Consider the following 22557-nt stretch of genomic DNA (forward strand, 5'->3'; position numbering starts at 1 on the left):
TTTATTAAAGCAAAAAACGTTCCATATTGTGCTGCTTTTTAATTTAAGCTAAATTTTTGTACAATTTAAGCTTTTAAAATTTAGCTTTGGAGAAGAATTTGGAAAATATTAGAAATATTGCAGTTATAGCTCACGTTGACCATGGTAAAACTACTATGGTAGATGAATTATTAAAACAATCAGGTACCTTTAGTCAAAGAGAACAAATATCAGAACGTGTTATGGATAGTAACGATATAGAAAAAGAACGTGGCATTACCATACTTTCAAAAAATACAGCCATCAACTATAAAGGCACAAAAATCAATATCATAGATACTCCAGGGCATGCTGATTTTGGTGGAGAAGTTGAACGTGTTTTAAAAATGATAGATGGAGTTTTACTTTTAGTAGATGCACAAGAAGGCGTTATGCCACAAACTAAATTTGTAGTAAAAAAAGCCTTGTCTTTAGGACTTAAACCCATAGTTGTAATCAATAAAATAGATAAACCTACTGCAGATCCTGAAAGAGTAATTAATGAAATTTTTGATCTTTTTGTAGCCCTTGATGCTAATGATGAGCAGCTTGACTTTGCTATTGTTTATGCTGCAGCTAAAAATGGCTATGCCAAACTTGACATAAATGATACAAGTGATAATATGGAACCACTTTTTAAAACTATACTTGAGCGTGTTCCTGCTCCAAGTGGCACAAATGATAATCCTTTGCAACTTCAAGTTTTCACCTTAGGATATGACAATTTTGTAGGAAAAATAGGTATTGCAAGAATTTTTAATGGTATTGTTAAAAAAAATCAAAATGTTATGCTTGCAAAAGCTGATGGCACCAAGGTAAATGGTAGAATTTCTAAACTTATAGGTTTTATGGGTTTGGAAAAAATGGATATTGAAGAAGCAAAAAGTGGTGATATTGTAGCTATAGCAGGCTTTGATGCTTTGGATGTGGGCGATAGTATAGTAAATCCAAACAATCCTATGCCTCTTGATCCTTTGCACATTGAAGAACCTACTTTAAGTATAGTTTTTTCTGTAAATGATGGACCATTAGCAGGTACAGAAGGAAAACATGTAACCTCAAATAAAATCTCTGAACGCCTAGAAGCAGAAATGAAAACGAATATAGCAATGAAATATGAAAGCACAGGAGAAGGTAAATTTAAAGTAAGCGGTAGAGGTGAACTTCAAATTACTATTTTAGCTGAAAATATGCGTAGAGAAGGTTTTGAGTTTTGCATGGGAAGACCTGAGGTTATTGTAAAAACAGAAAATGGGATTAAAACAGAACCCTTTGAACACTTAGTGATTGATGTACCTGAAGAATTTAGCGGTGCAGTCATAGAAAAACTTGGAAAAAGAAAAGCAGAAATGAAAACCATGGCACCTACAGGAGATGGACAAACAAGATTAGAATTTGAAATCCCTGCACGAGGTCTTATAGGCTTTAGAAGTCAATTTTTAACCGATACTAAAGGCGAAGGAGTGATGAATCATAGCTTTTTAGAATTCCGTCCTTTTAGCGGTGCAGTAGAAAAACGCAATAATGGAGCTTTAATCTCTATGGAAAATGGTGTAGCTTTAGGCTATTCTTTATTTAATCTTCAAGAACGTGGAGTGCTTTTTATAGAACCTCAAACTAAAGTGTATACTGGTATGATTATAGGCGAACATTCACGCCCTAATGATTTAGATGTTAATCCTATTAAAGGAAAAAATCTTACTAATGTAAGAGCTAGCGGAAGCGATGATGCTATTAAACTTGTTCCCCCTAGAAAATTAAGCCTTGAAAGGGCACTAGAATGGATAGAAGAAGATGAACTTGTTGAAGTAACCCCTTTAAATATTCGTGTTCGCAAGCGTTATCTTGATCCAACTCAAAGAAAAAGAATGGAAAAAACAAAATCTTAAATGGATTTAAAAAATTTAGAAAATCAAAGATTCTATATACTTAAACGTTTAGGTATCTTAAAATTTTTAAGTATTTTAGAGGCTTTACTTATAGCTTTTTTAATTTTTGTTTTTATAAAAGATATTTTAATTGCTATAATTGCAAGTGTATTTGTAGGCATTTTTTTCTTTAATTTTACCTCTAAAAAACTTAAACTAGCCAAAAAAGATTGGGAGATTAAAGTATTAAATTTGTTTTTAAGACGCATTGGAGCAAAATTTAAAAAAGAAGGTTTGAGCCAAAAAGATTTTCTTAAACTAGAACTTATAGAAAATTTAAAAGAATTCCAAAGTCAAAATTGTTTTGAATTGAAAGATTTTAAAATTTATGATATACAATTTCTAGATCTAAATAAAAACTTATTTTGTGGAATTTTACTTGAAATTATAAAAACAAATAAAAATACTCAATTTAAAGATAAAGAAAAAATTTATACCAAACTTAAGCATAAAAATTTTACTCTTGATCATATTTTTTCTAAACAAAATTATTATCTTATAGCCACTTTAAGCAATCCTTTTTTTATAGACTTTAAAAAAGATCTTGCAAATAATTTAAAAATTTTAGAAAAAAATTTAGATTCTATAAAAAACAAATTTCTATAACCCATGGTAATGATACTAGCTTTTTATAATTTTTTAAGTATAAAAAATATTTTTTATACTTAATTCATACCTTAAAACAAATCTTCTTCTTTAGCTAAATTTTCAAGACTTTTAAGCCCTTCTTCTCCTATTAAATTTCCACCTTTTAAATCACTAAATATAGCATTTAAAGAACTTACTATAGCTGTAGAATTAAAGCTTAAATGCTCTATAGCTTTTTCTCTTTTTTTCCATATATTTTGAAAGGCTCTTTTTTCAGCTTCTAATTCTTCTTTCATTTTTTGATAAGTTTTAAGTATAAAAGTAATTTGAGTATTAAACTCCTTAGAATTTAAATACTCATATAAAATATAATTTTTTTCATCCTTATTTTTTAAAGTATTTTTTAATTTATAAGCATTCATAATACTTTCTCTAAGCACAGCTAAAACCCCTTTAAACTCGTTAAAAGTACAAATTAAAATTCCTTCTTTATAATGCGTTTTTTCTTTTTCTTTTGGCATAGTTTTTGTAATTAAAACCGCTATATCACTTTTTGCTGCTATACTATCAAGTTTAAGTTTATCAAGCCATTCTTTATTAAATTCTTTCGTACGTTTAACCTCATATAAAATACTGCCGCAAACATTTCCAAAATTATCCTTAATTATATGTAAACAATCTGCTCCATTTACACCTTTTGGCACCTCTTTAACTTCATCACCCAAATATTCATTTTGAATATATTCTTGAACAAGTAATTCTGCTACCTCGCCTTGAAGTTGTTGCGAACCTTGATCTATCTTACGTTTTGCTACATCAAGTTCTTGATTTACACTATTAAGCTGTATTTGAAGCTTTTTAACTTCCATTTTTTCTTCGTCTATACGCCTTTCATAATCAAAACGTATTTTTTCTCTTTCAATCTCAAAACGCTTATTTTCTCCTTCTTGAAATTCTTTAAAAGCTTCTTGTTTAATTTGCAATTTTAATCTTTCCTCGTTTTCTTTTTGCTCTCTTTTAAGTTTTTCATTTTCAGCTTTTATGTTATATAATTGACTTAATATTGCACTTTTTTTATCTAATTCTTCTTGCATGGTTTTAAGTTCATCTTCATGCTCTTTTTTAAATTTTTCACTAAATTCTTTTTGGAAATTTTGCGTTTGCATAAAAAATTCTTGTTTAAGCTTATCTACCTCTATAGAAATTTTTTGCTTTACTTGTTCATTTATAATATTTTCTTGGTTCATTTGTTGAGTTTTAAGCTCATTTAAAACTTTAGCATATTTAATTTTTTTATCATTCATTTCACTTTCAAATTCTTGCTTACGTTTTTGAATTTCTTGCTCTGCTTTATTTAAAATTTGTGAATACAAAACTGCATTTATATCAATAAAACTCATACAATTTGGACATTTAATTTGTTCATTTTGATTTAAATTTTGCATCATACTTCCTTAAAAATTTTATATAAATTTAACATACAAAAACAAAGATTGTTATAAGATTGACTTGTTACAATCATTTTTTAAAAGTGTAATGAGGATTATAAAATGCAAAAACACACTCAAATTCATGGCTTTACAAAATTTAAACTCATATTCATACTTGCCTTAATGTCAAGCATTGCTCCATTTTCTACAGACATGTATTTACCTGCACTCACTCATATAAAACAAAGCTTTCAAACCAACTCCTTTTTAACTCAACTTAGTATAGCAAGTTTTTTTATTGCTTTTTCTATAGGACAACTTATATATGGCCCATTAAGCGATATTTACGGACGCAAAATTCCTGCTTTAACAGGAATGTTTATCTTTATTATCTCAAGCTTATTATGCGCACTTATTGATAATATCTACATTTTTATTGCTTTAAGATTTTTTCAAGCACTTGGAGGTTGTGCTGGGGTAGTAATTGCAAGAGCAATTGTAAATGATTTATTTGAAATTAAAGAAGCAACTGGTATTTTTGCTTTGATGATGGTTTTTGTCTCTCTTGCTCCTATGCTTGCACCTAGTTTTGGAGGGTTTTTATTAAAATATTTTTCATGGCATAGCATTTTTATAACTTTATTTATTTTAGGAATTTTAGTTTTTTTAATGATATTTTTTAGCTTTAAAGAATCAAAATCTTATTTTATCAATCAAAAATTTTCTTATTACAGTACAATAAAAAACTATAAATTAGTTTTAAATGATAAACAATTTTTAACCTATATACTTTGCGCCTCCTTAGCCTTAGCAGCTATGTTTGCTTATATTACAGGTTCAAGTTTTGTTTTTACACAATTTTTTAATTTAAACGAACAAAAATTTGCCTTATTTTTTGGTATTAATGCTTTAGGATTTATCATTTGTGCAAATATAAATACAAGATTGATATATTATTTTAAAAATGAAAAAATACTTGCAAAAGCTTTAATAATAATGTTTATATCTAGTATTATTTTACTTATAAATGCCTTTTTTTATCCTCATTTTTTACTTTTTGAAATAAGCATTTTTACAAGTATAGCCATGCTTGGTTTTATTGCACCCAATACCACAACTTTAGCTATGGCAAGATTTAAAAAACATAGTGGAACAGCTTCTGCTACACTTGGCACGGTACAATTTGCTTTTGCAGGTTTAATTTCTTTTATAGTTGGAATTGCCAATGCTAACACACCTGTAATGCTTGCTTTTATAATGTGTACTTGTATTTTAATGGCAAATATGATATATTTTCTAAATAAATTTAAAATATTAAAGGAGTAAAAATTAATGAAAACAAATGCTTTTATAATATCATTAGCTATCATACTAGCTAGTTTAATACTTGCTATAAGTTTTTATAAAAGCTTTAGTGAATTTAAAAGCCTACAAAGAAGTGTAACTGTTAAAGGTTTAAGTCAAAAAGATGTAGAGGCTGATACTTTGATATTCCCTATAAAATTTACAAGATCAAGCAACAATCTTAGCAATTTATATCAAGAACTAGATCAAGATAAGCAAAATATAATCAAATTCTTAGAAGAACAAGGTGTAAAATCAAATGAAATAAGTCATAGTGCTCCAAATATTATAGACAAATTAAGCGATCCTTATAGTAGCGATAATCAAACTATATACAGATATGTAGGCACAGGAAATTTACTCTTATATACTAACAATGTAAAACTTGGTAAAACCATATTAGAAAAAATTTCAAAACTTATAAAAGAAGGGGTAGTGCTAAAAATTGATGATTATGATATAGAATATCTTTACACAAAACTTAATGACATAAAACCACAAATGATAGAAGAAGCTACAATCAATGCAAGAAATTCAGCAATCAAATTTGCTCAAGATTCAAAAAGCAGTTTAGGAAAAATAAAAAAAGCATCCCAGGGACAATTTAGCATAAGCAATAGAGATAAAAATACTCCTTATATCAAAACTATAAGAGTAGTATCAACCATAGAATACTATTTAAAAGATTAAATTACAAGATTTGATCTTTTAAATCACCTATCATTTTAACTATCCAACTCTTGCAAAATTTCTTATTAATAATGAGAAATTTTGATACACTATAAATTGATTTTTTAATATATTTTCCAAAATATCTTATTTTTAAATTTATAAATGTCACTAGTTTTGTTACAATTATTCTTATCATATATTCTTATCATATTATTCTAAAAAGGATTAAAATGCGTTATTTGATTATGCTTATCATTTCATTCACATTAGGTTTTGGTGCTGCTAATGCGCCCATAAAAGATAAAAGCGGCACAGGACTTGTTTTATCAAGTCATGAACTAGCTAATAAAATAGGCAAATCTGTTCTTGACAAAGGAGGAAATGCCATAGATGCAGCTGTTGCTGTGGGCTATGCTTTAGCTGTAGTGCATCCTTCAGCAGGTAATATAGGAGGTGGCGGTTTTGCTGTTATCCACTTAGCAAATGGTGAAAATACAACTCTTGATTTTAGAGAAATGGCTCCTTTAAAAGCAAGCAAAGATATGTATCTTGATAGCAAAGGAGAAGTAATTAAAGATGCCTCTACTATAGGTTATTTAGCAGCTGGTGTACCAGGAACAGTTAAAGGGATGAGTGCAATGCTAGAACGCTATGGTACCATGAAATTAAGCGACTTAATAGAACCTGCTATAAAACTAGCTGAAAAAGGCTATCTTATCAATGATAGACAAGAACAAACTATGCTAGAAGTCAAAGATATATTTAAACAATTTAGTACTTCAAGTAAATATTTCCTTAAAAAGGATGGTAGCACTTATAAAAGCGGAGATTTATTCATTCAAAAAGATTTAGCAAAAACCTTAAAACTCATTGCTAAAGAAGGACCAGATGCTTTTTATAAAGGAAAAATTGCCGATTTAATAGTAGCTGATATGGTTAAAAACAAAGGTATTATAAGCAAAGAAGATTTAGCTTCATATCAAGCCATTTGGAGAAAACCCATAAAAGGCAGCTACAGAGGTTATGATATTATCTCCATGTCTCCACCTAGTAGTGGTGGTGCCCATATTGTACAAATTTTAAACATTATGGAAAATGCTGATATAGAAAATTTAGGTTTTGGAAGCTCTAAAACCTTACATATTATGGCAGAAGCAATGCGTCAAGTTTATGCAGATAGATCAGAATATTTAGGAGACCCTGATTTTGTAAATATTCCTCTTGATAAACTTACAAGTAAAGAATATGCTAAAAAAATTTATACAAACATTCCAAAAGATAAAGCTATACCAAGTTCACAAGTTAAACCAGGTTTAGGGCAAATTCATGAAGGTACCAACACAACTCATTATTCTGTACTAGATAGCAAAGGTAATGCAGTAAGTATTACTTATACTATTAATGCAAGTTATGGTTCAGGTGCTGCTGTAGAAGGTGCAGGATTTTTACTCAATGATGAAATGGATGATTTTTCAATCAAACCAGGAGTTCCAAATTTATATGGACTTGTAGGAGGACAAGCCAATGCCATAGAACCTAAAAAAAGACCTTTAAGCTCAATGAGTCCAACTATTATACTTAAAGATGGAAAAGTATTTATGGTAGTAGGTAGTCCAGGTGGATCTAGAATTATTACTACTGTCTTGCAAGTAATTTCAAATGTAATCGATCACAAAATGGATATTTCAACTGCGGTAGAATCTCCAAGATTTCATATGCAATGGTTACCTGATGAAATAAGAACAGAACCTTTTGGAATCATCAAAGATGTACAAATTAAACTTGAAAAAATGGGATATAAAATTACGCAAAAACCTTATATGGGAGATGTAAATGCTATAATGGTTGATCCAAAAACAGGAAAAATCTTAGGGTCTATGGATACAAGAAAAGAATTTTAAACTTATAGCTTGTCTTTAAAATATAAAGACAAGCTATATTCATTTATTTTTTATAGTTATATTTTAATCAAAAAAAATATTACATCTTAATAAAACTACATACTAAAATCTTATACTATGTTTTTTAAAAATAACTAAATTATATTTGAATATATCATTAAAAAGTAAAATAGCAATATTCTTTTATATTTTTTTAAATACTATATAAAAGATTGAAATTTTAAAAATAAAGCTTAAACATTGTTTAAAATTTAAGTGATAAATTTTATTCTACTTTTATAATAAATATATAATTTATAATAATACTTTTTTATCTATTAACTTATATAAATTATTAATACTATTTTGATCATAAAATACAAAAACTAAAATAATTTTAAAAATAAAGAAGTATTCTAACTCTATTATAAAAGCAATAAGAAATAATTCAAAAGAATTCTATCTTTTAGTAATATTAATACTAAAAACCTTAACCAATGATTTAAAAGATGAAATTAAACTCAATGCATTTCTTTTTTTCTATAATTCTTTTACCTATCTTCAACCTTCAATCATTTCTTTATTAAACTCTACTATTTCACAAGAATCATAAGCCTTAATAATCAAACTATTACTCCTTGCTTCAAGTAAAAATACTTTAAAATTTAAATTATAAATTTTCATATTTTATCAAGACACTTTATAAATCCTCATTTAATAATTTAAATTTAAAAACACTATAAACTTTTAAACATGCTTACTAAAATATTAAAACCAAAGCATGATAAATTATAAGTGCTAAGAATATATAAACAAGTAACAACACAATAATAATATATAAGAATTCTATTTTAGTGATACTAAAAATTATAATAAATTAAAAAACCAATAAGTTAGAATATATAAATTAAAAAATCTTAAAGCTAAAAACCATTCAACTCATATTCTCATCATTACCATTTAATTCTATCAATACATAAAACTTATTTAATAAATAAATTAATTTTTCAATTTAAAAATAAAAAATACTATAAGCATAAATATTAAAAATATAAATAATATATTATACAAGTATAAATACTATAAAATAAACCATAAGCCTCTACACAATAATAATTTAAAAGATTGAAATAAAAGAAAGAAAAACTAAGAATAATAAAGCAGTCTAACAAGTCCGCAATGAGTTACTTTCCCCCTGCCAGTAAGGCGTAGTATCATCACCCACGATGTGCTTAGCTTCTTGGTTCGGGATGGAGCAAGGCGTTTCCACATCTGTATAATCACGGACATTGTTATTTAAATATTCTTTGAAAAATCTAGTTTAGAATAAAGCTTTTATTTTTTAGTTTTTATTCTTTTTTATTTCTTTTCTTCTTTTTTATTTTTTAAATTTATTATTATCTTTAATAAGTTTTTATTTTAGAATATTTAAAAAACAATGTTAAGAGCAAGTTCTAATATAAACTTTACTTGTAAGATTTCTATTAAGCTTAAAAATATAATTTTTCTAAAAGATTTCATATAAAAATATTTAAAGCTTTATTAAAAACCTTAACAAGGAAGTGATGCTTTATAAAGATAAGCCAAACGCTCTATTAGTACTGGTCAGCTAAAGGACTTTCATCCATTACACATCCAGCCTATCAAACTAGTAGTCTTCTAGAGAGCTTAGAGAAGATTCATCTTAGAGTGAGCTTCACGCTTAGATGCTTTCAGCGTTTATCCTTTCCAAACTTAGCTACGCTGCGATGCTCTTGGCAGAACAACAGCTACACCAGTGGTTTGTTCAACCCGGTCCTCTCGTACTAGGGTCAAATCTCTTCAATCTTCTTACGCCCACGGCAGATAGGGACCGAACTGTCTCACGACGTTCTGAACCCAGCTCGCGTACCGCTTTAAATGGCGAACAGCCATACCCTTGGGACCTGCTCCAGCCCCAGGATGCGATGAGCCGACATCGAGGTGCCAAACCTCCCCGTCGATGTGAGCTCTTGGGGGAGATCAGCCTGTTATCCCCGGGGTACCTTTTATCCTTTGAGCGATGGCCCTTCCACACAGAACCACCGGATCACTAAGACCGACTTTCGTCTCTGCTTGACTTGTATGTCTTGCAGTTAAGCTGGCTTATACCTTTATACTCTACGAACGATTTCCAACCGTTCTGAGCCAACCTTTGTAAGCCTCCGTTATTATTTGGGAGGCGACCGCCCCAGTCAAACTACCCACCAGACATTGTCCCACTTGAGGATAACTCAAGCTGGTTAGCTACCCAAATAAGAAAGAGTGGTATCTCAACAATGGCTCCTATATAACTAGCGTCATATACTCAAAGCCTCCCACCTATCCTGCACATTCTTATCCAAATAGCAGTGTCAAGCTGTAGTAAAGGTCCACGGGGTCTTTCCGTCTTGCCGCGGATAGGAGGAATTTTCACCTCCACTACAATTTCACTGGATCCCTCTTTGAGACAGCTCCCATCTCGTTACGCCATTCATGCAGGTCGGTATTTAACCGACAAGGAATTTCGCTACCTTAGGACCGTTATAGTTACGGCCGCCGTTTACTCGGGCTTCGATCAAGAGCTTTGCTAATGCTAACCCCATCAATTAACCTTCGAGCACCGGGCAGGCGTCACACCCTATACATCCTCTTACGAGTTAGCAGAGTGCTGTGTTTTTGGTAAACAGTCGGGAGGGACTCTTTGTTGTAAGTTTCTTCGCTTTTGGAGTAAATCCTAATACGAAGCGAACCACACCTTATACCGAAGATACGGTGCTATTTTGCAGAGTTCCTTAAAGAGAGTTCTTCCACGCGCCTTAGAATACTCATCCCACCCACCTGTGTCGGTTTACGGTACGGGCAACATTAGCTAAACTTAGAAACTTTTCTTGGCTCGACGGCATCAGGGGTTCTTCTATCCATCCGAAGACTTCAAAAAGCCTTTAAGATCTCAGAGTATTCTTATACGGATTTGCCTGTATAAGCTCCTACATCCTTAGACTAGCACTTCCATCCGCTAGCCCCCTTAGCCCTAAGCGTCCTTCCATCGCACACTAATGTTGGTATTGGAATATTAACCAATTTGCCATCGTCTACCCCTTTCGGACTCGACTTAGGACCCGACTAACCCTACGATGACGAGCATCGCGTAGGAAACCTTGGGTTTACGGCGTTAATGATTCTCACATTAATTATCGCTACTCATGCCTGCATGCTCACTTCTATTCGCTCGAGCACTCCTTACCGGTATACCTTCAACGCAAATAGAACGCTCTCCTACCACTTGCACACAACTTAAACTACTTAGCTTTAAGTATATTATGACTTAAATTTTATTTCTGTTTTTAATTCTATAAAAATCAGTAAAAATATAACTTACCTTGTTTTATATTTTAAACTTAAATAATCTAAGTTGTGTGCAAGTCTACAGCTTCGGTACTTACTTTAGCCCCGTTATATTTTCCGCGCGAAATCACTAGACCAGTGAGCTATTACGCTTTCTTTAAAGGATGGCTGCTTCTAAGCCAACCTCCTGGTTGTTTAAGTAAGTTCACATCGTTTTCCACTTAAGTAAGATTTGGGGACCTTAGCTGGTAGTCTGGGTTGTTTCCCTCTTGACGACGGATTTTATCACTCGCCGCCTGACTGCTGTGATTACATATAAGGTATTTGGAGTTTGATAGGGTTTGGTACATTGGTGTATGCCCTAGCCCATTCAGTGCTCTACCCCCTTATACTACGACACAACGCTATACCTAAATATATTTCGGAGAGAACCAGCTATCACGAAGTTTGATTGGCCTTTCACCCCTATCCACAAGTCATCCCGGGGCTTTTCAACGCCTATGGGTTCAGTCCTCCACTAGTTCTTACACTAGCTTCAACTTGCTCATGGATAGATCACTTCGTTTCGGGTCTGCAGCATCTGACTAAGCGCCCTATTCAGACTCGCTTTCGCTACGGCTTCGCGTTTGCTTAACCTTGCCAGACACCACAACTCGCAGGCTCATTATGCAAAAGGCAGTCCATCACACTGTATTGCTACATAGTGCTCTGAATGATTGTAAGCAAATGGTTTTAGGTTCTATTTCACTCTGATCACCTCAGTTCTTTTCACCTTTCCCTCACGGTACTTGTACGCTATCGATCTGGTATTAGTATTTAGGGTTGGATCGTGGTCGACCCAGCTTCAGACAGGATTTCTCGTGTCCCGCCCTACTCAGGATACTGCTAGCTAAGGTTTGTTTTTCGCATACGGGACTATCACCCTCTATGGCTATACTTTCCAGAATGTTTTGCTAAACTCACCTCTTGCACATTGCAGTCCTACAACCCCCAGTGCAAGCACTGGGTTTGCCCTCTTGCGCTTTCGCTCGCCGCTACTGACGCAATCTCTATTGATTTCTTTTCCTAAGGGTACTAAGATGTTTCAATTCCCCTCGTTCGCTCCTATATAGGTAATGTATATCTCTATACATTGGGTTGCCCCATTCGGAAATCTACGGATCAAAGTTTCTTGACAACTCCCCGTAGCTTATCGCAGTCTAGTACGTCCTTCATCGCCTTTACCAGTCAAGGCATCCACCATTCGCTCTTAGTAGCTTACCTTTTTATCTTTTTTAGTTTTAAATTCACTAAAAAAGTTTTTGCATAAAAGCTATTAAATAGATTCATATAAGCATATTTATATATAAGCATTAGATTATATATAAAGATTATATAAATATTATTTTGAGCTTTTTTATTCTAAAACGCATCACTTCCTTGTTAAAGTTTTTAAATAATTTAAATAAAATGTTTTTTATCTTAAGACGGAAAGCATTCAAATACTTATAATCAAGCAAAGAATATAAGCTGTGAATTTGAAACTTATCTTTAGTGTTTAAGTTCTTTGATAGTATTAGCATTAACTTAATAAATCTTAATTTAAATATAGAAATATTTTAATTCCTAATTTAAATACATATAATTATATATTCTATAAATATAGAAATATTTGCTATAAATTATAGAAATATTTAAGTATTTAATTTCAATAAGTATTTATATAAGTATTTAGCTAATAATACTTAATAGTACTAACTAAAGAAAAGATAAAAGCATTTTATGCTTTAACAAGTTTAGTAAAATTGTTTTTATTAAAACTTGCTTGTGACTCTTAACAATGATAAGTTAAAGAACATTTAGGTAAAACCTAAAGAAAATATACATTACAAAATTAAACAATAAGTTTTAAATAAACTTATATATGAATTTGACTTATCTTTATAAGCAATAAATATACTTGCTTTAAGTTTTATGCCTAAGATTGACATTTATGGTGGGCCTAACAAGACTTGAACTTGTGACCTCACCCTTATCAGGGGTGCACTCTAACCAGCTGAGCTATAGGCCCTTTGTATGGTGGAGAATAGCGGGATCGAACCGCTGACCTCCTGCGTGCAAAGCAGGCGCTCTCCCAGCTGAGCTAATTCCCCATTAGGAAGATGATATACTCATCTGCTCTTAATTGTTTTATCAATCTTTAAAATCTAAACAAGGATGATTGAGTTTATATTGAAGCAACTGTTGTGAGACTAGTTACTTTGTACTCTAGAAAGGAGGTGATCCAACCGCAGGTTCTCCTACGGTTACCTTGTTACGACTTCACCCCAGTCGCTGATTCCACTGTGGACGGTAACTATTTTAGTATTCCGGCTTCGAGTGAAATCAACTCCCATGGTGTGACGGGCGGTGAGTACAAGACCCGGGAACGTATTCACCGTAGCATGGCTGATCTACGATTACTAGCGATTCCGGCTTCATGCTCTCGAGTTGCAGAGAACAATCCGAACTAAGACATATTTTATAGATTTGCTCCACCTTGCGGTATTGCGTCTTATTGTATATGCCATTGTAGCACGTGTGTCGCCCTGGGCATAAGGGCCATGATGACTTGACGTCGTCCACACCTTCCTCCTCCTTACGAAGGCAGTCTATTTAGAGTGCTCAGCCAAACTGTTAGCAACTAAATACGTGGGTTGCGCTCGTTGCGGGACTTAACCCAACATCTCACGACACGAGCTGACGACAGCCGTGCAGCACCTGTCTCTAAGTTCTAGCAAGCTAGCACCCTCATATCTCTATAAGGTTCTTAGGATATCAAGCCCAGGTAAGGTTCTTCGCGTATCTTCGAATTAAACCACATGCTCCACCGCTTGTGCGGGTCCCCGTCTATTCCTTTGAGTTTTAATCTTGCGACCGTACTCCCCAGGCGGTACACTTAATGCGTTAGCTGCATTACTGAGATGACTAGCACCCCAACAACTAGTGTACATCGTTTAGGGCGTGGACTACCAGGGTATCTAATCCTGTTTGCTCCCCACGCTTTCGCGCCTTAGCGTCAGTTAAGTTCTAGCAGATCGCCTTCGCAATGGGTATTCTTGGTGATATCTACGGATTTTACCCCTACACCACCAATTCCATCTGCCTCTACCTTACTCTAGATTATCAGTTTCCCAAGCAGTTTAATGGTTAAGCCATTAGATTTCACAAGAGACTTGATAATCCGCCTACGCGCCCTTTACGCCCAGTGATTCCGAGTAACGCTTGCACCCTCCGTATTACCGCGGCTGCTGGCACGGAGTTAGCCGGTGCTTATTCCTTAGGTACCGTCAAAATTCTTCCCTAAGAAAAGGAGTTTACGCTCCGAAAAGTGTCATCCTCCACGCGGCGTTGCTGCGTCAGGGTTTCCCCCATTGCGCAATATTCCCTACTGCTGCCTCCCGTAGGAGTCTGGACCGTGTCTCAGTTCCAGTGTGACTGATCATCCTCTCAGACCAGTTAAGCGTCATAGTCTTGGTGAGCCATTACCTCACCAACTAACTGATACTATATAGTCTCATCCTACACCGAAAAAACTTTCCCTACTTAACTTGTGTTAAGTAGGAGTATAGAGTATTAGCAGTCGTTTCCAACTGTTGTCCTCTTGTGTAGGGCAGATTAACTATACCTTACTCACCCGTGCGCCACTAATCCACTTCTAGCAAGCTAGAAGTTTCATCGTTCAACTTGCATGTATTAGGCACGCCGCCAGCGTTCACTCTGAGCCAGGATCAAACTCTCCATAATAATTATAGATAGTTTAATCTTTTTCTTCAAAGAAAAAGTATATTTAAAGAATAAAATTTTATTTTTATTCTTAATATTAGATTGATAGATTTTACATAATTGCTTATGCCTAAATCTTTTTTGGCTCAATCGATCACTTATTTAGATTTTAAAGATTGACTCATAAGAATTGAAATAACAATATTAAATTATAAAGAACAAGAACAAAAACAAAAAATCATTTTTAAAAGAAAAGTTTAAATTAAAAAAATAAGATTTATAAAAAAACTTTAAAAGATAAAGCCTAATTTATAAAATCTAGCTTGGTGAAACTTTATAATTTAAAAGATTTTAAGTCCTTTTTTTAAAAAAGGAAATGAAATTATAACTAATTAAGCTTAAAGAGGAATTAAAGAAAATAAAGACTTATTAAAACTAAAATGATTAAAAATATTATTTTAAATCATATTCTTTTTTTTAAATTAAATTCAATCAGCTAGATTTTATAAATTAGGCTTTATCTTTTAAAGTTTTTTTATAAATCTTATTTTTTTAATTTAAACTTTTCTTTTAAAATTATTTGAATGATAATGTTAAAATAATAATCAATGCAATATTTTAAATCTTAAAAATATAAAAACACTATATTTAGATTTCATAAGAATATATTTTTTTAATCTTATAATGTATTTTTTATAAAAAATAATAATTTTTAAAACACTTATTTTAATCATTAAAACAATAATTTTTTAAAAGTATATATTAAATCATTGATTGAATATTTAAAAACTTAAATTTAGTAATTTAATAATTTAGTAATTGTAATTGTAATTTACTTAGTATAATTTTAATGTATAGTAAGTATATATTTTATTAACTTACTATACTTGGTTTTTTTAAGATAAAGTTTGTTTATAAGATTTAAAATCAAAGATAAAATAAAGATTTAAAATCAAAGATTTTTAAACTAATATTTGGATTAAATCAATTAAATGCATACAAAAATTTTTTTAATCCAAATATTTTCAATATATTTTTAAATTAATATTTTAAAAAATATTCTTGAATAATTTTAGCATCATTGGTTTTTGTAAGAGCTAGCATTAATAATACTCTAGCCTTTTGCGGACTTAAATCTTTAGCACTAATAAAACCTGATTGAGAATCTGTTTGATTGAGTACAACATGAGTGCATAATACTCTTGAACTTACTACCACATAAAGACCTTTTTGTATGAGTTCTTTGAGTGTGGATTTGGAGTTTTGATGTATGCTACCTGCGCCAGTTCCTGCTATAACAATACCTTTGGTACCATTTTCAAATAAAGCTTTTGCTGCAATAGCACTACCATCATTAGAATAAGAATAAAGTATATCTACTTTTGGTAAACTTGTAAGTTTGCTTACATCAAATGGAGCATTTTCTACAGGTTGTTTATCAATGTTTTTATAAAAAAACACCTTTCCATCTACAATATAACCTAAATCTCCAAAATCAGCAGAAGAAAAAGCATCAACATTTAAACTATGCGTTTTTACTGCAGATCTAGCGCTTAAAATCCTATCATTCATTGCTACCATAACACCTTTAGCTTTTTTATCTGCAGCTAATGCTACAGCATTATAAAGGTTTTTTGGACCATCAGCACTCATAGCAGTTGATGGACGCATAGCACCTACTAAAACTACAGGCTTATCGCTTCTAAGAGTTAAACTTAAAAAATAAGCACTTTCTTCCATAGTATCTGTTCCATGGGTAATAACCACTCCATCCATACCTTCATCAAAAAGCTTATTAATCTTTTTAGCAAGTTTTAACCAAATTTCATCATTCATATTTGCACTATCAATATTTGCAATTTGTTCTTCATGAATATTTGCCAAATCTTTAATTTGTGGAACTGCTTTAATTAAAGCATCCACGCCAACAACTCCTGCTTTATAACCTGTTGTAGCTATAGCGCTATTAATAGAACCTGCTATAGTTCCTCCCGTAGCTAAAATAGCAATTGTTGGTTTTGCTTGGACTATACACGATCCCATAAATAAAACAACTCCTATACACAATAATAACTTTTTCACAATACTCCCCTTTATTTTGCTAAAAGCCAATTTTATAATAAAAATTATATATTATATTAATAAATAATAAATAAAATTTTTATAAAAAGATAAAAAATTCTATAAAATTTCTTTAATAACAAATTGCGGAGTTACTAAACCTCTAAATTCATTTTTAGAAATACTTCCGAGTAGATTAATATTTTCATTTAATTGAGGTTCTTTATCAAAATTAAAAAATAAAGCTTCTATAGTTTTATTATCCCTTACAAGTATAAGTTTTAAATGTTTCTCATCTTTACCTAAAAGCTTTTTATTTTTTACACAAAGATCTTTTAAAACAAAAAAAGGACGTGGATTTTTATGCCCAAAAGGCTCAAAAGACTCTAAAATTTCAAGCATTTCAAAATCAATTTCACAAGGATCTAAAATACCTAAAATTTCATCTGTATCTAAAAATTCGCTTTGAGCAATTTGAGAACACTCTTGTTTAATTTTATTTTTAAACTGTTCGAAATTTTCATGATTTAAACTAATTCCAGCAGCACCTTTATGCCCACCATAATTACTTAATATTGAATTGGCTTTAGAAATTAAGGTTAAAATATCTATTTTACCTACACTTCTAGCACTGCCTTTTAAACGATCTTCATTTTGAGAAAATACAAAACTTGGTTTATTAAAATGTTTTGCCAAACGACTTGCTACTATCCCTAAAACCCCTTCATGCCAATTTATTCCAGATACTATAACACAAGCATCTTTTTCATCAATTTGACTTAAACTATCCTCAAAAAGCTGTTTTTCTTCATCTTTTCTATTTTCATTAAAACTGATAATTTGTTCTAAATATTCTAAAGCTTTATTAAAATCTTTAGTATGCAAAAACTCATAAGATACACTTGCATCATCCATTCTACCTGCACTATTTATAAGAGGTGCAATTAAAAAACCTATATTATCAAGGGCAAATTTATCTTTTTGATAATAATGCTTAATAGCCTTAAAAGCAGCTCTTTTGGATTTATTAATACACTCAATCCCACGCCTTACTAAAGCACGATTTAAATCTCTAAGTTCCATCATATCAGCTATAATAGCAATAGCTAATAATTCTAAAAATTTACTCATATCATATTTAAGTTTACAAACTTCTTTTAAGGCTGCAAGTAAATACCATGCTACTTGTGCTCCACAAATTTCAATCTCTGGAAAATCACAATCTTTTTGCTTAGGATTAACAATAGCAAAAGCATCAGGTAAAATATCTTGAGGCATATGATGATCTGTAATAATTAAATCGATTCCCTTTTCTTTACAAAGTTTAGCTGCATCAATAGCTGCTATGCCATTATCTACAGTAATAATTAAATTCACATCAAGTTCATTAATAATCTCGACATTTAAACCATAACCATCTTTAAAACGATTAGGAATTTTTACTATATAGTCAAAACCTATATCATCAAAAAATTCTGCCATAATCACACAAGAAATGACTCCATCTACATCGTAATCTCCTACTATAGCAATCTTTTGACTTTTTTCTATAGCCTCTTTGATGCGATTTGCTGCCTTATATGCATCTTTTAAGCAACAAGGTAAAGGTAAATCACACAATTTTGTATGCAGATCTTTTTCAAAACGCAAGGCCAAAATTTTTTTAATTTCGCTTTTATTAATTTTTTTCATATCCACTAGCAGCCTTTATAAAATCGCAAATTACAGGATTTACACACTCAAGGCGAGAAGTAAATTCAGGGTGAAATTGAACAGCTAAAAAAAACGGATGATTATTTAACTCAATAGCTTCTATAAGTCCTTGTGATTCACCTGAAACAATAAGTCCTTTTTCCTCAAAATCTTTTCTATATTTTGGATTAGCTTCATAACGATGACGATGCCTTTCTTTAACACTTTTTAAACCCTTATAAACTCTAGCTAAAAGTGAATTTTCTTTAATATCACACTTATAAGCTCCTAAACGCATAGTACCTCCAAGTGGAGTCTTTGAGGTGCGAATTTGCTTTTGTCCATTTGTATCCATAAATTCATCAATAAGATAAACCACAGGATTTTTACAATTATGATCAAATTCAGTGGAATTAGCATCTTCTAATTTTAATACATTTGTAGCAAATTCTATCAAAGCTAGTTGCATTCCTAAACATATTCCTAAAAAAGGAATTTTATTTTCTCTTGCATAATGAATAGCTTTAATTTTCCCCTTTATACCACGATGACCAAAACCCCCTGCAACCAAAATTCCATTTACGTCTTTAAATACTTCATCACTTAGCATATTTTCAAATTTTTCACTATCTATCCATTTAAGTTCTATTTTAGTATCTAATGCAGCACCTGCATGAATAATACCTTCAGTAAGACTTTTATAACTTTCTTTTAAATCAACATACTTACCTACAAAAGCAATTTTAACTTCATGAGTAGGAGCTATAAGTCTTTTTACCAAACTATTCCAATTGTCCATATTTGGTTTTAAATTTTTTAAATCTAAAATCTGAGCAATAGGATTTAAAATATCTTGCTTTAAAAAATTTAATGGAATTTGATAAATACTTTGCGCATCAATACTTTCTATCACACAATTTTTTTCTACACCGCAAGAAATTGAAATTTTATCTTTTAATTCTCTATCTAAAGCCTTTTCACTACGACAAATTATCATATCAGGACTAATGCCTATGCGTCTTAATTCTCCTACACTATGTTGAGTTGGCTTGGTTTTTAATTCTCCTGCAGCTTTAATAAAAGGAACCAAAGTTAAATGAATATTCATAGCATTATTTTTACCTACTTCTAAACGCAAAGCACGAATAGCTTCTAAAAAAGGCAAACCTTCTATATCTCCAACTGTACCACCTATTTCTACTATTAAAATATCTTTATTTTCTCCTGCTTTTTTAATTCTATCTTTAATTTCTCCTACTATATGAGGAATCACTTGTATGGTTTTTCCAAGATACTCCCCACGTCTTTCTTTTTCAATCACACTTTGATAAACACGCCCTGTAGTAAAATTATTATCCTGAGATAAACTTTCATCTAAAAAACGTTCATAATGACCCAAATCTAAATCTGTTTCAGCTCCATCATCAGTAACAAAAACCTCACCATGCTCAAAAGGACTCATAGTTCCAGGATCAACATTAATATAAGGATCTGCTTTTAAAATGCTTATTTTAAGTCCTGAATTTTTCAAAAGAGTTGCAATAGAAGCAGCAGCTATGCCTTTACCCAAAGAACTCAAAACCCCGCCTGTTACAAAGATATATTTTGTTTGTTTCATTTGATAATAAGCCTTATGTTTTTATAAATTATAACTTAATAAAACTTTTTATTTCATTAGAATTTTAAGTAAAAAATGCAAGAATTATAAAAATATTTTATAAATATAAGGAATAACTATGCAAATTACTTTACTTTTTCATACCCCGCTTTTTGTTTGTTCTCACGCTACAAGAACTTGCTGGCAAAGCTTTGAAAAAGGCGATTGCGGTGGAGAAAAAGATAAAGAACTTATTGATCGTGTAGGAAATAAATTTAAGCATGCTTCAACCTTAGAACATCTTAATTATACCTTTTACATACAAGGTGTATCAAGAGCATGTTTGCAAGAAATTTCTAGACATCGCCATACAAGCCCTAGTGTAAAAAGTACTCGTTATACCTTAAAAGAATTACGAAAAGAAAATGAATTTAAAATAGGAGACTTTGAAAATGCAAGCCGTTATCTTGTACTTTGTGGGAATGAAGAAGTGGATAATGCAAGCATTAAAGCTTTAGAAAATTTACGCTCTATTTTACAAAAAAGCATTAGTTTAGATATAGCAAAATACTGTCTGCCTGAAAGCTATAAAACTGAGCTTACTTTAACAATCAATGCAAGAAGTTTACAAAATTTCATTTCTTTGCGTAGCTCAAAATCCGCTCTTTGGGAGATTAGAAATTTAGCAAATGCTTTATTTAAAGCCTTGCCACAAGATCATCATTTTATTTTTGAGCATTGTTTACACAAAGATGTATTATAAATAATACTTTATTATGTTATTATTTATAAATCAAGCTTTTATGTAAATATATCTTCATATATTTTGTACTTGATTATAATTTTTTATAAGAAAGGACTTTTTATGGATAAACAATTTTTTCAAGATTTTTTAATGTTCTCACAAACTCAAACCCTAGTTGCTCTTTTTACACTTTTAATCATTTTTTATATTTTAAAAAAAATGCAAAATCTCAAAATTAATTCCTCTTTTCGCATGATCTTTGCTCTTATAATGGGCTTAAGCTTTGGTTTTATCTTACAATATCTAGCAGACTTTCCTAATATTAAAGAACTAAATAATATCACTTGGTATAATGAAATAAGACACTGGTTTACTTTTATAAGTTCTATTTTTATTGGATTTATAAAAATGCTTATTGTGCCTCTAATTAGCATATGTATTATTAAAGTTATTATAGAAATTGATAAAAATATCAAAATTTCCTCCTTACTTGGTATAAGCTTATTTTGGATACTCTTTAGTACAGCTATAGCAGCAACCTTAGGTATAATTTTAGGCTATAGTTTTAATTTAGGAAGTAATTTTGCCTTATATGAAGGAAGTAGACAAATTCGCGAAATTCAAACTTTTTCAAATATTATTTTAGAATTAATACCTAGCAATATAGTAGCAGCTATAAATAAAGAAAATATTATAGCTATTATTATTTTTTCTTTTTTTGTAGGAATTAGTGCTAAAAAAATTTCAAAAAAAGAAGAATACACACAAAGCTTTAAAAGTTTTGAAAATTTCATCTTGACTTTTTATAATATCATGATGAGTATGACAGCTACTGTTATTAGATTTATGCCTTATGCTGTAGTTTGTATGATGGGTAATGTTATATTAAGCAATGGCTTTGAAACCATTAAAACTGCTGGACTTTTTATTATACTCATTTACGTTGCTATGTTTATTATGTTTGGAGTACATTTTTTACTTCTTCTTTCTCAAGGATTAAATCCTCTAAAATACCTAAAAAAAGCCTTACCTGTATGGCTATTTGCCTTTAGTTCAAGATCTTCTTTAAGCACTTTGCCTATGACGATCTCAACTTTACAAAATAAATTTGGGGTAAACTCAGCGGTTGCAAATTTTGTAGCATCTATAGGCACAACCGTTGGTCTTAATGGGTGTGCAGGATATTTTCCTGCTATGGCAGCAATCTTTGTAGCTTTTGCAACCCATACACCTATAGATTTTAGTTTTACTTTAATGATAATTTTAGTAGCAGTTGTTGGATCTTTAGGAATTGCTGGAGTTCCTGGAAGTGCAACCATGGCAACTTCAATTATGCTAGCAGGAATTGGATTTGGTAACAATTTTGTAACTTTAAGCCTTATTTTAGCTATTGATCCTATTATTGATATGGCAAGAACTGCAAGCAATGTTTCAGGAGCTATGACCTCAGCACTTTGTACAGCTAAAAATTTAAAAGCTTTAGATAAAAAAATTTATAATTCTTAGTAATTTA

Annotated in this window: 12 protein-coding genes, 2 tRNA genes and 3 rRNA genes; 7 read left to right on the forward strand and 10 right to left on the reverse strand. The window is 31.0% G+C overall.

Annotated features, from left to right (window positions below):
* Positions 1-98 precede the first annotated feature (98 nt).
* Both typA and A2J15_RS05790 read left to right on the forward strand, forming a co-directional pair.
* Entirely contained in the window at positions 99-1907 is a 1809-nt protein-coding gene (gene typA, locus A2J15_RS05785) for a translational GTPase TypA (RefSeq protein ID WP_066778397.1), read from the forward strand.
* Positions 1908-2552 (forward strand): poly(A) polymerase, encoded by a 645-nt coding sequence (locus A2J15_RS05790; protein ID WP_066778395.1) that lies wholly within the window; start codon positions 1908-1910, stop codon positions 2550-2552. It begins immediately after the preceding gene.
* Between the two features lie 71 nt (positions 2553-2623).
* Here A2J15_RS05790 and A2J15_RS05795 read toward each other — a convergent pair whose 3' ends face one another.
* Complete coding sequence (locus A2J15_RS05795) at positions 2624-3979, reverse strand: DUF2130 domain-containing protein (RefSeq protein WP_066778393.1); 1356 nt, start codon at positions 3977-3979, stop codon at positions 2624-2626.
* Between the two features lie 105 nt (positions 3980-4084).
* On the opposite strand from A2J15_RS05795, the gene A2J15_RS05800 reads away from it, so the two are divergent.
* The 3 genes from A2J15_RS05800 to ggt all read left to right on the forward strand — a co-directional run bounded on the left by A2J15_RS05800 (position 4085) and on the right by ggt (position 7881).
* Positions 4085-5290, forward strand: a complete 1206-nt coding sequence (locus tag A2J15_RS05800) for a multidrug effflux MFS transporter (RefSeq protein ID WP_066778391.1) — start codon at positions 4085-4087, stop codon at positions 5288-5290.
* Between the two features lie 6 nt (positions 5291-5296).
* Positions 5297-5998 carry an SIMPL domain-containing protein gene (locus tag A2J15_RS05805; RefSeq protein ID WP_066778389.1) on the forward strand — a complete coding sequence of 234 codons (702 nt, stop codon included), beginning with the start codon at positions 5297-5299 and terminating at the stop codon, positions 5996-5998.
* Between the two features lie 212 nt (positions 5999-6210).
* Positions 6211-7881: a gamma-glutamyltransferase gene (gene ggt / locus A2J15_RS05810; protein ID WP_066778386.1), complete on the forward strand. Its 1671-nt coding sequence runs from the start codon at positions 6211-6213 to the stop codon at positions 7879-7881.
* Between the two features lie 540 nt (positions 7882-8421).
* On the opposite strand, the gene A2J15_RS07885 is transcribed toward ggt, so the two are convergent.
* The 9 genes from A2J15_RS07885 to A2J15_RS05850 form a co-directional block, all read right to left on the reverse strand.
* A complete protein-coding gene (locus A2J15_RS07885) occupies positions 8422-8544 on the reverse strand; it encodes a hypothetical protein (protein WP_260338681.1) in 123 nt (40 codons plus the stop codon).
* A 487-nt stretch (positions 8545-9031) separates the two neighbouring features.
* Positions 9032-9148, reverse strand: a 5S ribosomal RNA gene (gene rrf / locus A2J15_RS05815).
* A gap of 286 nt (positions 9149-9434) precedes the next feature.
* A 23S ribosomal RNA gene (locus A2J15_RS05820) occupies positions 9435-12468 on the reverse strand.
* Between the two features lie 710 nt (positions 12469-13178).
* Positions 13179-13255 (reverse strand) — tRNA-Ile (locus A2J15_RS05825).
* A 6-nt stretch (positions 13256-13261) separates the two neighbouring features.
* Positions 13262-13337, reverse strand: a tRNA-Ala gene (locus A2J15_RS05830).
* Positions 13338-13456: 119 nt separating this feature from the next.
* Positions 13457-14970, reverse strand: a 16S ribosomal RNA gene (locus tag A2J15_RS05835).
* The 16S, 23S and 5S rRNA genes sit together here with 2 tRNA genes alongside, the layout of an rRNA operon.
* 1020 nt (positions 14971-15990) lie before the next feature.
* Positions 15991-16992, reverse strand: a complete 1002-nt coding sequence (locus A2J15_RS05840) for a type II asparaginase (RefSeq protein WP_152778863.1) — start codon at positions 16990-16992, stop codon at positions 15991-15993.
* Between the two features lie 138 nt (positions 16993-17130).
* Entirely contained in the window at positions 17131-18702 is a 1572-nt protein-coding gene (recJ, locus tag A2J15_RS05845) for a single-stranded-DNA-specific exonuclease RecJ (RefSeq protein ID WP_066779145.1), read from the reverse strand.
* Complete coding sequence (locus tag A2J15_RS05850; protein WP_066779148.1) at positions 18689-20320, reverse strand: CTP synthase; 1632 nt, start codon at positions 20318-20320, stop codon at positions 18689-18691. The genes recJ and A2J15_RS05850 overlap by 14 nt, the downstream gene beginning before the upstream one ends.
* A 118-nt stretch (positions 20321-20438) precedes the next feature.
* On the opposite strand from A2J15_RS05850, the gene thyX reads away from it, so the two are divergent.
* Both thyX and A2J15_RS05860 read left to right on the forward strand, forming a co-directional pair.
* Entirely contained in the window at positions 20439-21062 is a 624-nt protein-coding gene (gene thyX, locus A2J15_RS05855; RefSeq protein ID WP_066779151.1) for an FAD-dependent thymidylate synthase, read from the forward strand.
* Between the two features lie 102 nt (positions 21063-21164).
* Positions 21165-22550 carry a cation:dicarboxylate symporter family transporter gene (locus A2J15_RS05860; RefSeq protein ID WP_066779154.1) on the forward strand — a complete coding sequence of 462 codons (1386 nt, stop codon included), beginning with the start codon at positions 21165-21167 and terminating at the stop codon, positions 22548-22550.
* The last annotated feature ends 7 nt before the right edge of the window (positions 22551-22557 follow it).

Source organism: Campylobacter hepaticus, assembly GCF_001687475.2.
In the GTDB taxonomy this organism is placed as follows: domain Bacteria; phylum Campylobacterota; class Campylobacteria; order Campylobacterales; family Campylobacteraceae; genus Campylobacter_D; species Campylobacter_D hepaticus.

Coding starts and splice junctions, on each gene's coding strand:
- A2J15_RS05790 (WP_066778395.1), top strand. CDS start 1,908: ATGGATTTAAAAAATTTAGAAAATCAAAGATTCTATATACTTAAACGT.
- A2J15_RS05795 (WP_066778393.1), bottom strand. CDS start 3,979: ATGCAAAATTTAAATCAAAATGAACAAATTAAATGTCCAAATTGTATG.
- A2J15_RS05800 (WP_066778391.1), top strand. CDS start 4,085: ATGCAAAAACACACTCAAATTCATGGCTTTACAAAATTTAAACTCATA.
- A2J15_RS05805 (WP_066778389.1), top strand. CDS start 5,297: ATGAAAACAAATGCTTTTATAATATCATTAGCTATCATACTAGCTAGT.
- ggt (WP_066778386.1), top strand. CDS start 6,211: ATGCGTTATTTGATTATGCTTATCATTTCATTCACATTAGGTTTTGGT.
- A2J15_RS07885 (WP_260338681.1), bottom strand. CDS start 8,544: ATGAAAATTTATAATTTAAATTTTAAAGTATTTTTACTTGAAGCAAGG.
- A2J15_RS05840 (WP_152778863.1), bottom strand. CDS start 16,992: ATGGGATCGTGTATAGTCCAAGCAAAACCAACAATTGCTATTTTAGCT.
- recJ (WP_066779145.1), bottom strand. CDS start 18,702: ATGAAAAAAATTAATAAAAGCGAAATTAAAAAAATTTTGGCCTTGCGT.
- A2J15_RS05850 (WP_066779148.1), bottom strand. CDS start 20,320: ATGAAACAAACAAAATATATCTTTGTAACAGGCGGGGTTTTGAGTTCT.
- thyX (WP_066779151.1), top strand. CDS start 20,439: ATGCAAATTACTTTACTTTTTCATACCCCGCTTTTTGTTTGTTCTCAC.
- A2J15_RS05860 (WP_066779154.1), top strand. CDS start 21,165: ATGGATAAACAATTTTTTCAAGATTTTTTAATGTTCTCACAAACTCAA.